We start from the raw sequence: 14,967 nt of genomic DNA on the forward strand, positions 1-14,967 counted from the left end.
CTTGCAACCTCAGAGTTCCTTAGCAGGCAACTCTGTGTAGAAATGAAACCTTGCTCCTTTCCGTGTCCGGAGACACTCGTAATCATTCAAGCTTCGAAGTGTCCTGAAGAACACTTCGAAGAACAGGGTCGGGGGCTAGGTATACTCTACAAAAAGGTCCAAGCGAGACGCATTGAACCAGTTTTTGTTTTTTATAACCTTAGACCAGTGGGGGCATTTCGTTTCTTCCAAACCACCATGCAAAACATGGAGGGAACGGAGGGCTTTCTTTCTCTCCTCCGATCCCAGCTACAAGCTGGCACTAGCTGAGGCTACAAAAATTTCCTTGCTAAATTTCTCTTTGTTCTGTAGTGCAAAAATGAAGATTTAATAATTCGCTTACCGTCATATCTATAAATATTCTCTTTCCCATTGATGTAAAAAATCAAGCTATATTTACCAATACTTCCAGAAACCTCTCTTTCATTATTTTTCGTATACAAAGAAAGTTTCGTTTCAGAGGCAACGCGGAAACATAACTACAACTTATTGGCAATATCTTTTAAAACAAGGTCTTTATCATCGAGATACATTAAAAGCTCTTTTTCGTAAATTGTCCAATTATCTTCTCTAAAAGATAATGGAAGGTATACCTTCCCAGTATAATTTATCATTTTCCCACTTTCTTCAGAGAGATTACAGGAACAAAAAGTGGCCTCAACCAGGGTGTAATAAACATTAACCTTATCCTTCCTCCCTGTAAACCATTTTCGTTTTAAACTCTGAATCAAGGTTTTATTCTTGGAACAATACCTTTTCATCTCATCAATTTGGTGCAAATAATCCTCAGAAAAATTCCAATCCGTAGAGGTAGTCGAAACAAAAATATCAATTGGATTTCCATCAGTACATCTTTCCAAGTTATCCTTAGAGAAAATCTCAAAATAAAAAGGATAGATTCCTCCACCAGCTTGAAATACAGAGTCTGACGTTATAGGCATAATCCAATAAAATTCCTCTGGTGGATGATTGTCATCCCGATTATCTATATTGTACGTCAGCAAAATAGCTTTAGTAGATAGTTGTTGAGCTATTATCTTATTACTGACAATAATGGTAATAAAAAAAAGCACCCCATATAAATTAATTTTATCTCTCATAGCTATCCTGTATTATCATATCTACTTCTCTTTGGGTAACACTGCTCGGGGAAGTACTCATCAAGCCACTACTGCTGTGTTCAGCATTTTTTCCAGATCTGGTCATTAATGTATGTCCAACTTCATGGGCAGTTGCCCCTCCAGGGGCATCATCTTTTAACGAAATAGTTCTGTTTGCTGTTGTTAAACCTTCATTATATGCTCCTGGTGATCCTGTAGTAATAATTGCAGACGGAACAATTTTGTTATTCCCAGCAACATCTTGCTCACTAGAAATTAAACCATTTTGATCTGCAAGAATAATATTCTGCCTTGTTGTCCCCCCATCAGTGTTATTGGTCTCAACACCAGTTACATTAAATTGAAATCGGACAGCTTCTCCTGCAGAGTTTGTAGTTTGACCATCTGAGCCATTAAAATATGCATTTAATTCATCACGAACAGCGTTTACTTTAGCGACATTGTTGGCTGCAATACGAGCATTCTGCCTATTTATCCTTGCAATTTTATTTGGACTTGCTCCAGCAGGTATTGCTTTAGGGGCCTGAGTAAGAACTATTACATTTTTTTCAATAACATGCCTTTGAGTTCCGTCATTTAAAACTTCCATATAATGTAGCCCTTGCAATCCCCACAAATCTATATTGGTGGTTGGATTATTACTAGCATAATTATATGGTGAAAGGTGAGGATACTTATCTGTCAAAGGATCTACTCCGTAAAAAATTCCCACTCTTGGGTCATAATACCTGGCCCCGTAGTAGTATAAGCCCGTTTCCTCATCCAGTTCCTTACCATTGAACTTATACGGCATGCCATTCTTATTACTATGCTCTTCTACAAAGGTCTCACCAAAAGCAAAGTACTCTAGGTGTTGATACACTTCTCCTGTGATATCAGTAATATAGCTCGTAGATCCAAGATGATCAGGGTGATAGTAATACTGTAAGTTTTCAGCTTCATTGCCGGAATCTTTTACTTGTCCCGGAGGCACCTTACCACTCTTACCAGCGGTAAATACCACACCATCGTCTCCGACCCATTTAAGGTTCTTCACAATGGCCTGCTCCACTTCTTTCCTTTTCGTATAATAGTCAATGGCATCTACACCCGCTTTGCCCTGGGATACTTTATCCTGTCCTCCGCCAAGCTTTGAGACGATGCGTTGTCCTTCTATATAGTAATGCTTCGTATATCCACCTGACTGTAGCACCATATAAGGATTTACATATACGGTGTAGTTGCCCACACTACCGGATGCCGACTCCTTTTGTCCGTTGATAAATACTGCCTGACCTATACTTTTCGCCTTGATCACCCTTTCACCGGAAGCATCATAGATATAATGATTGACATTGCCATCATCATATATGGCACGTATCCTGTTTTCTTCGTCCCACATGATCCGGCGCTCCTGACCACTGAGGTTATCTGTCCAGCCCGTCTGGTTACCATTTTTGTCATAGCTATAGCTGTGTTCACCTATTTGGGTAGGGGCATGGGGCTGCTCCTGTCCATAGGTATAGGTCATGTCATAGGTGGTCTTGCTCTGCGAGTTCCAATCTCCTTTTGAGTTATTACCGGTTTTGTCATGGGACTGAACTTTGTGGATGATCCCCCCTACTGTGTTGTAGGCCATCTGTAGGCTGTAACGGTGCTCTTCGTTGGCGCCGGTATAGTGGCCCGTAGCACCTGTCAGCCTGTATAGGTCATCATATTCGTAATGATATTCACTAGCACCGCCCATCAAGCTGGACTCGGGAACAGGGGCGTTGTTTTTCAGGCTCAGGATATTATTGACCTTATCATAGGTGTAGCTGTTGTCCATAAACAGCCTGCTGGTAGCCGTGCTGGCAGTCATCTTTTGCAGTCTCCTTCTGTCCGCCTCGTAACTATAGGTCATCTTACTTCCGTTTCCATAGGCCAGGAACACCCTTTGTTCAAATTTATCATATCCCAATTGCTTTACATAATTGTATACACGCCCTTTTTTAACGCCGGCCATGGATTTTAAGAGTCCTCCCACATTGTACTTGTAGTTCACCACCTCCCCGTCAGGGTAGGCCATAGATGTCAGCCTGTTCCACGTGTCGTAGGTCCACTCGGTAGTAAAGGTCTGCTCGTCGAATTTAGGGATGACCACTGTGCGAATGTTTTTCACCACTTCCCCCAGCGGTCCATAGAAAAACTCCTGAGCCCCGGTCGCATCTTCCTGTAGTACGATACGCCCTGCCCGGTTAAATTCCGCACCAGTTTCTCCATAGGTATAGTGCACGTCGTTCTCGGCGTTATCAGGGTAAAGGATATCGGTCAGTCTTTCAAAATCATACTTATACTTAATTGGCCCGCCCTTCTCAGCAAGGTTGGCGGTCATCAGGGCGGTAAGGTTCCCGGCCAGGTCATAACTGTAGGTAGTCATGCCGGCATCCGGGTGATCACTCCTTACCCGTCGTCCGAACAAGTCGTAGGTGGAAAGGGTACTGTGCCCCTGGTCATCGGTGGCCGCCACTTGCTCGTTGATGGCATTGTAGGCAAAGCTCGTCCACACGGGTCCATCCGTAGTCACATTCTTCACCGCCGTCACTCGTCCCCTTACATCGGTAAACTGTTCGGTAACAATACCATTAGCATCGGTGGTACGGGTTAAGAATTGTTTGTTTCCGTCCCGGTCGCTGTCAAAGCCATACTCAGTAGTCGTCTCAGCTCCGTCCGGCAGCACTACGGCAATGGCCCGGTTCAGCACGTCATAGGCCGTGGTGGTAGGTGCTACTCCATCGGTGGTACTATTAAACGTCCCCTGTGTACCGGTAGGCTCTGAAACCGGGTAGTAGGCCTTGATACTACGGCCGAATGCATCAAACAATACTCGCCCGGATACAATCATCATTTCCTCGTCGGGTTGTCCGTCTCCTTTATAGATCGCTCCATCCTTCTTGGTCTGAAGCACGCGTCCCAGACCATCTACAAAAGTGGCCGTCTCCATCTCATTCTGAGGGTTGGATGGGTCATAATGTTGGGTGAGTGCCCAGGGCACTTCATCCTCGGGATGGTAGTCAAACTTGAGGGTATAGCCTGACCCGTTGGCCCGCTCATACGGACCGGTGATTTTATTGACACGGCCTTTATCATCCAGCTCATAGGTGATCTCCTGACCGTTTAAGTCCACCGTTTTCAATACTTGCCCAAAGCGGAAGTCATAGGAAGCTGTGGAATGGTAACCATAGCTGTTGCTCACCTCAGTCGTATACGTATGAAGTACTTCATCATAAGCGTATTCAACGCTCATCCGCTGTCCTTCACTATTTTCCGGTCTGGTGATTTTGGTCAGGTTACCATATTCATCATATTCCAGGTCATAAAAGGCCTCCGTTTCTTCATTCAGGAACTGGCGTATCTGGGTCACATTGCCATTGGTTTCATTGATACTGGCCTCCCGTTTTCTGTAGAGCGTACCGGAGGCACCACGTACTTCTATGGATTTGGGCGAGGCCATGATATAATTGGCTTCGACTTTATGATAATCAATGGTGGCAACCAGGTCATCGGTATTACCATTATCGCCGAAATCCCTGAATTTGATCACATTCCCCAGCGCATCATACTCATAGCTGGTACGGGTGGATTTCCCTGCCGAGGTTTCACCTTCATAGAATCGTTGTTCTGCTTCCTTCAGCGCTGGAAATACATTCCCATCATCGGTATCCAGGTCTTTTTCCAGTATCTCCTGTCCGGTATTGATGTCCTTGAATTGATAGTGGTTTTCTTTTTCTACATATTTCTTACCTCCACCATCGGTCATGACCTCAGACAGCAACAACCCTTTAGCATAATAGTTGCGATTGGCAAAAGTCTGCTCAACACGTGTATATACACTACCCTCGTCATCAAGCGTTTTACTTATTACCTTTTCAAATCCATAAAAGTCCCTTTCCCGTCGGTCATGAAACCCTTTTTCATAGGCATAGGCTGTGCGCAGGGTATCCACCCCATCACCTGCAAAGCCATCAAATACCTTCACTTCGCTCAGCGTCCAGACCGTTCCCGGGTGATCGTAGGTATTACCCACTGCCTTATAATCGACTGTAAATGATGCCCCAAGTGGACGGTTGACCTTTTTGAGCATATTGGTACGGGCGATGGTGGAATGTTTCACTTTCAACTGCCCATCATTGATCGATTCCACAAAATCCGGATATCCATCGCCATTGATATCACGCAGTCCATTTTGCTCTCGTGAAACACTTGAACCTCCATAAAAGCTCGGATTTACTACCAACTTCATTGGAGGAGCGAAGTTTAATGGAAATCCAACTGTAAATGCTCCGTTAGCCGAAAAACCAGCTGATCTACTTTCACCCACATCAGAAAGCTCGGTCCATTCAATCGGATCAGAAAAAGACCCGCCTTGATTAATCCGAACGAAGACCTCATTCTTAGAATCAGTTCTTATTTCATACAAAGCATCAGCCAAGCCATCCCCGTTTACGTCCTGAAGGCTAAAGTCTGAATGGTTTTCAGACCGTGAAAGACTGAGACCAGCAGAAATACTATTTTTTCTTTTCGTAACCCCTAAGCCCCCACCGTAACTTCTACTACTACCTGATTGAATTTTATATATATCCCATTCTTCAAATGGCCCAAAACCATAACCAAGATTAAGTGCAACTGAAACCTTATCACCTTGTTCTGCTCTTTTTAGTCGATCCGGGAGTCCATCGCCATTAATATCCAAAAAAGTATGTCTGGTTTTAGAAGTACCAAAACCATAATTACCACTTATTCCCATAGAAACTGAAGCACTCCCTGTCTCAGCATTGGTATTGCTTTTATTGGTCATGGATGATTTGGTCTTGGTTTCAGGGGATGAGCCTGAGAGACTAGCTCCGACCGTATTTGCAAAATTCTCGTGAGTAAAATCGTTGAACCCATGGTCCCTCACCTCAGAAGTAAGTCCTCCCAGAGCGTTTGTATACTGGATTTTATTTGGGGATACAACATCAGGATACCGATCACCATTCATATCTCTAAAATCAAGCACAACTTTGCTTGGCCCAAAACTTGCACTACCGCTCACTCCACCACCGAAACCACTTTCCAATTGTCCACTTATTCCCGCTGAAAAGGAAAAATTATTGGTGATCGATATCTTATTAATCGCGCGAGAACCGCCTCCTACGCTCTCCAACGGCGGAATATCATCTACTCCATACCTGGAGCTTTGTATAATGCGTCCATCCAGCCTGGTAAAGTTGTCATAACCCTGCCAACCCTTCCCAGCACCATGTGGTATCATCACGATAAACACCTCATTGGAAAAGCTAAATCCTGTATTACCCAATTGCTCAGCATCTTTATCCTTAAAATCATCCTCTGCAAGTCCTTTAAGCTCATTGCTGATTTTTAGTTTATTCTGATCAATTGGCAAATTCCCGTTCTCCCCATTTCCATTATATGAAAATTGGCCCCAGCCTCGAAAAAGATGACCAAACGTTTTATTTCCCTTGTTATAATAATACCCAAAATCAGTATCTACCAATGTATCATCAACAATCACATCTACTTTTAGCTGATTAAGGAGTCCATACATCAATGAATCTTTGGCTGAAAATTCAAAGTAAAAAGCCTCACCCTTCCTAATTTTTCCGGAAAACGAACGCACCTCTATTAATGTATCCCCAGCTGTAATATTGAGCGTATCCTTGAAAATCAAAGAATCCGCCGTCTTTATGGTAAAAGTCAATTGGTCAGTAACATCTTTCAATGGAAACTGTACCAGGGACAAATAAGGGCTCACACTAATAGTTGCCGAATCCATTTTCCCGATTAAAGGATGAGCAGGCAATTGTACACCGGAATACATATAAAAATCCGGAACTGGTATGAAAGTGATTAATGGAACCAGAGTATCTGCTTCAGGATCCTCGTAAACCTGAATATTTTCATCCTCTACATTGGAGTAATAAATAAACGGGTCAAAGCCTATTTCTGACCAATCAATGTTACTGTCAGTGAAAAACTGTATTTTCAAAACATCACTGGAATCAACAAGGATATTCTTATTAATGAGCATGTTGACTGTCGAATCCGGACTAAATTCACCCCTCCATATTTCCTCAATTGACCCTGATTCAGAATTAAGAGTAATTAAAGCCTTTATATGATCAGCCGTCTTTGGTTTGATAAAGGAACTTTCAAATACAACTTCGCCATTGTATGGCATGCCAATTTCCTGCTGCGCGGCCAATACAAAATCCTCATCACTGTTAAAACGCCCTCTTGGCTTACCATAAATATTTAACACATCAGGTTCATTGTTGAGGTACTGAATTGTTGGAGCCCATAACACCTGATCATTGAAACCATTCTCGACAGACTGAACCCGGAAAAATATTTTGGTGCCTTTTTCTACACTGACTCTGGTTTCAAATGGCTTTTGAGTATAATCGCCCGCCAAAATACGCTGACTCCATTTTTCCTCATCGCCAACCTGAACTTTCACATTTACACCATCAAGATTTTCCCCGTCAGGTTCAGTTGGTTCGATAAGCTGGACAGGAGCATCTATATGAATGTACCCTGCATAAGGTGCAATCCACATTCTCACCACATCATGCAATGGGTTTTGTTTAATCAGATCGATACGCTCCTGTGGGTCTGTTTCGACTAACCCATCCGCAACAAACTCGCCCTCATTAATTAAATTTGGGGTTCCATCGCTTGATTTACTATATGTAATTTTACCTGTTTCGGTATCCAAATGATTAAACCAAACTTGCCCATTATGAACAATATCAGGTAAGCCATCTCCATTCACCTCCGACATATAAGTAGTCGTCTTGGATTTTGTCCGACTATACCCTGCCGAAACAAAAGCACCAAATAACGCTTCAATTCCCCCGTTAATCGTTGAACTTTCTTCCAGAAAGAAGCTCTTTTTATTAAATTCAATTGGTAATGGCACTGTACCAAATTTTGGATCACCGTTCTCCTTGCACAAATTCGGTCGATAATAGAATTTATTATCTTCATCAAGAAATATTTTATCCGGAAGTCCATCACCGTTAACGTCCATCATGGATATGATTCCATAACTTTTGCTCCCTCCATATCCGAGGTTGGCAACTACGGACTTACTCTTATCCCATAATTTCAAATTAAAGCCAACCCCAACTGCGGTTCCAAGCCCATAATTAGTTGAACGAGTACCGCTTAAAACAGTGGCTTTTCCCTTAAAATCCTCTTTTCTAGCATCAAAAACACCTTTCAAATCATCAGCATCAATCATCCAGTCAGTAAATTCCTGATCAAAGGGTTTGTAATCACCAAATGCATCCACATCATCGTAATATTCCATTTCATGGGTGGTAAAAAGCTCCCCGGCGGCATCGTATTCATTGATGTGCGATAACAAAGTCTTAAAAAAAGCTCCTTCTGTATACTCAAGGCCATAGCTGCGAATCGCCTTCTCCGACCCATTTTGTATCAGAACCACTTCAATATTTTCCAGAAGTCCGGCGTTCACCCTTTTAAATCCTAGTCTGCCATCAATGGAAATATCTGTTCTTCGATCGGTCTGACGGTTGAGTCGTACCTCATAACTCCCCTCCGTAGTTCCATGCCCCGTATAGGTAATGCGCTCACAATAGATCTCATAGCCAGGTACACCTTTCGTACAGTCGGCAAGGCCACAGTCCTGTACTTTGGCGTAATGGTACCGGATGTAGTTATCGTTTAGATCACGAACTTCCCTCAAACACCACTGGGCAATGTCACCACCTCCGTTCGCCTCATCCGTGCGCAACACACTCGATTCATCAAATACCCCGTTTGAATTTCCTCCATAGAAATAGCGTGTCCCGCTTTTATCAACAACTTCCCACCAGTACTTCTTCATATCGCCACCATCTGCATGTCGAATAATCTTCTGGAAGCCGCCTTCTACACGCGGATGAAATTGTTTGTCACTATTGTCCCTTGGTCTCAATTCTCCCCGGTGAGCAACCGGTGTTAATTGTCCGCCATTGAGCAGGTAGGTTTCGGTCTCCAAATCGGGGTCATACCTGGGCACTCCCCAACGGGTATCTATATTGATAGAGGGTACTGACAGTGACCAGCCCAAACCAAGCCAGCCGCTACCTCCACCGTTACTATAACTTAATGCCAGTTGAGGCTGCATGCCGGCACGCCCGGCAGGGATATTCAACGGGTAACTCATATTCGCATTTCCCATATTGTTGGCCGATGGGGGTTGCATCAGGTTGATGCCGGCTGTTGGGTTCGCGGCCTTGATGCCTTTCATTGAGGTGCTATTGTAGGCGGCCACCTCCGGGGATTCGGGTACTTTAATGATCCCGTTGATCATATCAGTAAAGTGGGTGGTCAGGGACCGAAGCACGGCCGATTCGGTCAAAACTGAATCAACAGGCAATGCCACCCAGTGATGAGTGTTTTCATCAAAGTAGTAGGTACGTATATCTTTCTCTGTATAGCCCTCCGGGATTTTGACCGGATCATAAGCCATTTCCACTCCTACATAATCCAGAAACTGCGTGCCGTGAGGTAAGAACCGGTAACCGGACACTTCTCCGGTAACGTTAATCATTCCAGGATCCAAAGGCGCCAGGTCCACCGCTCTCAGCGGTGCTATCTTTAATCGTGTTGCTTTGTCCAGTGCCTGATCAGTCAGATCCAGTTGAGCACCTATAATTCCAAACGTACCTGACTCGTGTGCCTCAAAATGTTTGGCAGAGGCCCGGTAAGTCTTGTCCATGGTTTCAAAAAAATCAGGAGAACCTCCTTTATCCTTTTCCAGTTCATGACAAAACATTTCTCCATCCGGGAAAACGGCTTCCATTCGGACGGACTTCTGAGCACCTTCCATCTGACTTGTCACATATTCAAAATAGCCATCTATCACTTCGATATTCTTACTTCCAACCCGAACAATGGTCTCATCAGCTCCCTGCCCTTTCACAAAACCACTCAAGTACAATCCTTTATCAGTATAGTACTCGGTAACCAACACCAATTCGCGTTCATTATCAGATTCTTCTAACCGGATACTTACATTTCTTACGCGGTAATGCAGGGATTTTGACACTGTACCAAAGCGGATCACATTATCCCCCTGACGCAGGTCTTTCAAATCCAGTCTTTCGGACAGCTTACGCCAGCCAGTGCCTACCTTACCCGCATACCCACCGCGAGCATATTGATCATTGACACTTTTGGTTACTGCTCCAGGTTCGGTCACACCATTGACCTCATAGACCAGGTAAGCTTTTTCGTTGCCACATACTTCCTCATCCAACCGGACATGGAAGATGTTATCAACAGGATTATCAAAAGGCATTTCTTCCGTGGTGCCAATAAGTCCTTCGGGGCCTTCGGCACATGCAGGGTCAACAGTCAAAAATATTACAAGTAACTGAACAAAAAGGAGGTAAACAGGTTGCAATGATTTCATAGCAGATTAGGATGGTATTAAAGCTGGTTTTATTGTTTGATGACTTTATAAGTATAAGCACCTTGCGGGGTTTCAAGGCGGATCATATACATTCCGTTACCGGGCAGATAGCCATCGAGGTGATATTCTTTTCCGCCCTGCCTTTCAGACAGTTTTATCATATTCCCTGACATATCATACAAGCCCATTTTCATGTGGCCCGGATCTGTCAACGATACATTTACACTGTAATAACCACTTGAAGAAATGGAAGGAAATACAGCGGTCCTTTCTGAAAGGGCTCCCTCTATCGTCAGGTCTCCGGTAAACTCACAACCGGACTCATTGGTAACATGCAGGGTATAGATACCTGATTCATTGGCAACAGCGTTGGCACCGTTTGATTTATATCCGTAATTGCCGGTCCACCAATATTGATAGCCCGGCACCCATTCTACATAATCAAAGGCATTTAAGCTGATGGTCTCATCTTCGCTGATGGTTTTATTTTCACCCATATTGAATTCGATCTCATCCAATACATTAATGGTAAAATCCCGGTTATATACCAATCCTCTCCGATCAGAAACAATGAGTTCATATTCCCCGGGAAGAAGTCCCTTATAGGTTATGGCTTCCTTACCATCAAAGGCATCTTCAATAAACCCACTTTTGCTTTGTATACGATAACGAAATGGACCCTCTCCTTCGGCTACCCGAAATACCACTTCTCCATTTTTAGATCCGTAACATTCCGGCATAACAACCTGCTCGACCAGAGCCAGTAAGGGAATTTTCTGAACCAGGGCAAAGGAGCCATCTCCTGTAGCACCATCCCAATTAATGTCTGAGTAACGCACAATTCCTGAAGGGCTCACAGAGTCGGCTTTGATGTATTGAAAACTATCAGGATTAGTTTCAGGTCCATTCTGATTTACTGCCAGCCAGTAGTCGTCCGGAGATCCCGGTATTTGGTTGAAGTCAAATTGAAGTGTGGATCCGATATTCTGAATCACCGGGCCTGTTGCCTTAACCACCCATTTTCTACTCAAAAATATCAACCCTGTCTGTTTCTCCGGCTCATCAAGCTCCAGCCCCTTCCCGTTGTTGCCTGCCACGATAAAATTATTCTCTGGTAAATGGGCCTGGTGTTCCAGGTCTACTGACAATTCAAAAAACCGGGAAGTATCTGAATGGGAATAAGTTCTGGGTTGATCCAAACCGAATTGGCTATCTTTTCCTACCCCGATGATTTGGTTATTGTAGGTCGGATCGTTCCTCAGGTTCCACAATAATTGTTCGGAAGAACTAACATAATTGCCCCTGGTTTTTGACACTCCGTATTTAAGTGCCAAATAGGTCTCAACCTGTACGCGCTCCAGGAAGCTAAGGGCCCGGTCAAAAAGTATGAATTCTGCTAAAAGCCCATTAAAACCTGAATATTCTGAACTGGTGTCCGCAGCTCCAAAAACCAGGGAAGCAGCTGTACTTAGTTCCTCAGCTTTCTCCCATCTTTGGAAAAGCGTATTACTGACCGGTATCTCCTTCAATATGTCATAGTCGTCGTAAATACTATCCGGTCCAAGGGATTTTGAGGTAGTTTGAAAAATGTTCCTTGAAATTGTGTTTTTCGTTGACCATATCACGGATTCCTGATCTGATTCCCTTTGGAAAATAGTAAAGACCGTGAGTTCTGAAGTACTATCAAGATTATAAGGTATTTCCACACCCAGGTTATTGTTAAAGACGAGGGCCTGATGATAATTGATGGTATCCAGTAGTAGTCCTTCACCACCTGAAATCGTCCCATTGAGTGAAGAGGAATTACTTTCCCAGAAAGTGTTTGATTTTGATAGGTCGTCGGCCTTAAGCCATATTTTAGGCAGCTGATCTAGTTCCTGTGCGGACAGGACAAAACATAGATTTAGCAAGAGCACCCCGGTGAGGGATCCCTTCACTAATTTATTATCCATAGCAGTTTGGTTAGGTTCTGAGTAACTTAATACGTCATGAGTAAATATATGTAACCCCGCTATTTAAAAAAATAATTCGATAACGAATTTTATAATAAATTCCATTATACGTTAAGAAAACCCTAACAAATTCACCGAAAGCTTATAGAATTAATGCTACATAGCTACTTTTTACTGTTGTTGCCAGAATACACTTGAAACAGATGAGGGAATCCTCATAAGAACGTCATTGCGAACGAAGTGAAGCAATCTCTCGCAAGAAAAGGATGGCTTCAATCGGGTATAAAAGCTCCCTCAAAATGATAATTTTAGTTCAAGACGTCATTGCGAGCGAAGTGAAGCAATCTCTCGCAAGAAAAGGATGGCTTTAATCATGTATAAAAACGCTCCTCAAAATGATAATTTTAGTTCAAGACGTCATTGCGAACGAAGTGAAGCAATCTCTCGCGAAGAATGACAATTAATAATATTCCGTTATATTTAAATAATGCATGTTCGTGGTGGCTTCGTCTACATTCTTACCAATTACAATCACACCACTTTATACACCGGAGTGACATCGGATCTACTTTCCAGGATTGAGGAGCATCGGTCTCACAAATTCCCTAAAAGTTTTACGGCCAAATATAAAGTCACCAAACTGGTTTATTTCGAGACCTTCCATTCCATTGAAGAGGCAATCATCAGAGAAAAACAAATCAAAGCTGGCTCAAGAAAAAAGAAACAGGACCTGATTTGTTCCACCAATTGGGATTGGATTGACTTGTATGATCAGGTTAAACGGTGGTGAGTGGAGCATCATTTTATCATTCTACCCAAAACCGTCCTTTCACGTGTCCGGAGACACTCGTAATCATTCAAGCTTCCAAGTGTCCTGAAGAACACTTCGAAGAACAGGGATTGCTTCATGAACTTCATTCCATTTCGTTCCTTTGCAATGACGGTTCAATATCCGGCCATAGCCAGTATCTCATTAAATTCCCTACGATCACATGATATGATCCCTATTTTTCTTTCACAATACCGACATTGCCAAAAGCTATAACTGAATGATGGCTATAAATCATTATACTATTTCTCACTGATGATACCCGAGCGGGCCAAAGGAGTCACAAGTGGACACTTGCGTCAGATGCTTTTTTATATAGTGAAAGTCTTTAATCCAAATGTCGTTTTCGGAAGTAAATCAAACCGGACATTTAGCCTTATAAATCTGAGCTCTCAAATTGGTGCTGATATGGTAACTGCTTCCGGAAGTGATCACAAATACTTCTCCCTTCTTCAGCTCTATGCTCTCATCTTCTGAAGAAACCTTAACTTCTCCTTCCAGTACAATCATGATCTCTAATGTCAAAGACATAGCCCTGTAGCTGGAGGTAAAGTCGAGGTCAATTTTACTTAATTCGAAATCCGGTGCAGGACTCTTATAAATTCGCTCTACTTCATCGGTCTGAATTTCTCCTTCAAGGATGTTTGGTATTGTTTCTTTGAAGGACACATGCTTGAGCAATTCTGCTACATCCACATGCTTAGGTGTGAGCCCTCCTCTGAGTACATTATCAGAATTGGCCATCAACTCCATGTTGTGTCCTTCCATGTAAGCATGTGGTACGCCTGCATCCTGAAAAACTGCTTCACCTTCATTGACCTTCACGATGTTGAAGAAAAAGATCGAATAGATTCCTTTATCTATATCCCCAACGGGACAAAACGACAAGTAGGCCTTTGAAGCCCAATATTCAGGACTGGATTTATCCAATGACTCAGACTCATATAGTGGTAAAATCCGATCGATCAGGGGTTGGAGCGTGGCATTGGTTTGCGCTGCTGGCTCCTCCATTATGGTTTGATACAAACCACGATAAGACTCCTCTTCGAAAACAGTCAACAAGTGGTTGAGCTCGGGAGTGGATCGAAGCACTTTCTTCAAGTCTTCTTTGGGTAGGAAGCCGTGCAACAACCAGAACTCACTCAAAGCTACCATGATCTCAGGCTTATGATTATCGTCCTTATAATTACGATGAGGGGCAGACAATGGAATTCCAGCTTCATTCTCCCTGGCAAATCCTTTCTCCGCTTCTGCCTTGGAAGGATGCACCTGAATGGATAGCATATCATAGACATCCAAAACTTTGAACAAAAACGGCAATCTGCCAAACTGATCATAAACCTGCTCTCCAAGTACCTGCCTGGGGTTTTTACTGATGAACTCGTTCAATGGCTCACCACTCTCCTCAATGATGGCCGGTGCCTTATCATGAGCACCCATCCAATATTCAGCACATTTTTCGTCTACCACAAACTGTCCAATCAATCTGGGAATGTATTCTGAACCGCCCCAGGCATAGTTTTGAACAACACCCTTGATTTTAAATAAAGCCATATGTCTAAAAAATCTAATTCAAATTAG

At 43.2% G+C, this 14,967-nt stretch carries 5 protein-coding genes; 1 reads left to right on the plus strand and 4 read right to left on the minus strand.

Going from position 1 to position 14,967, the window contains the following annotated elements; translation table 11 throughout:
- Positions 1–518: 518 nt before the first annotated feature.
- Genes NXR94_RS12745 through NXR94_RS12755 form a run of 3 tightly spaced genes read right to left on the minus strand, consistent with a single transcriptional unit; the run spans position 519 to position 12,557 of the window.
- Positions 519–1,139, minus strand: coding sequence for a hypothetical protein (locus tag NXR94_RS12745; RefSeq protein WP_258105032.1), 621 nt, complete (start codon positions 1,137–1,139; stop codon positions 519–521).
- Positions 1,129–10,605, minus strand: a complete 9,477-nt coding sequence (locus NXR94_RS12750; RefSeq protein ID WP_258105033.1) for a SpvB/TcaC N-terminal domain-containing protein — start codon at positions 10,603–10,605, stop codon at positions 1,129–1,131. The genes NXR94_RS12745 and NXR94_RS12750 overlap by 11 nt, the downstream gene beginning before the upstream one ends.
- 29 nt (positions 10,606–10,634) lie before the next feature.
- Positions 10,635–12,557, minus strand: coding sequence for a T9SS type A sorting domain-containing protein (locus NXR94_RS12755; protein WP_258105034.1), 1,923 nt, complete (start codon positions 12,555–12,557; stop codon positions 10,635–10,637).
- Positions 12,558–13,044: 487 nt separating this feature from the next.
- Between NXR94_RS12755 and NXR94_RS12760 the strand changes: the two genes are divergently transcribed.
- Positions 13,045–13,347 carry a GIY-YIG nuclease family protein gene (locus NXR94_RS12760; protein ID WP_258105035.1) on the plus strand — a complete coding sequence of 101 codons (303 nt, stop codon included), beginning with the start codon at positions 13,045–13,047 and terminating at the stop codon, positions 13,345–13,347.
- A 396-nt stretch (positions 13,348–13,743) separates the two neighbouring features.
- Here NXR94_RS12760 and manA read toward each other — a convergent pair whose 3' ends face one another.
- The gene (manA, locus tag NXR94_RS12765) at positions 13,744–14,940 is read right to left on the minus strand and encodes a mannose-6-phosphate isomerase, class I (RefSeq protein ID WP_258105036.1); all 1,197 of its coding nucleotides are present in this window, start codon (positions 14,938–14,940) and stop codon (positions 13,744–13,746) included.
- Positions 14,941–14,967 lie beyond the last annotated feature (27 nt).

This window comes from Marinoscillum sp. MHG1-6, from assembly GCF_024714475.1.
GTDB lineage: Bacteria > Bacteroidota > Bacteroidia > Cytophagales > Cyclobacteriaceae > JAMZMI01.

Bases quoted from the DNA above. Each gene is read 5' to 3' on its own strand.
- NXR94_RS12745 (WP_258105032.1), bottom strand. From the start codon at position 1,139: ATGAGAGATAAAATTAATTTATATGGGGTGCTTTTTTTTATTACCATT.
- NXR94_RS12750 (WP_258105033.1), bottom strand. From the start codon at position 10,605: ATGAAATCATTGCAACCTGTTTACCTCCTTTTTGTTCAGTTACTTGTA.
- NXR94_RS12755 (WP_258105034.1), bottom strand. From the start codon at position 12,557: ATGGATAATAAATTAGTGAAGGGATCCCTCACCGGGGTGCTCTTGCTA.
- NXR94_RS12760 (WP_258105035.1), top strand. From the start codon at position 13,045: ATGCATGTTCGTGGTGGCTTCGTCTACATTCTTACCAATTACAATCAC.
- manA (WP_258105036.1), bottom strand. From the start codon at position 14,940: ATGGCTTTATTTAAAATCAAGGGTGTTGTTCAAAACTATGCCTGGGGC.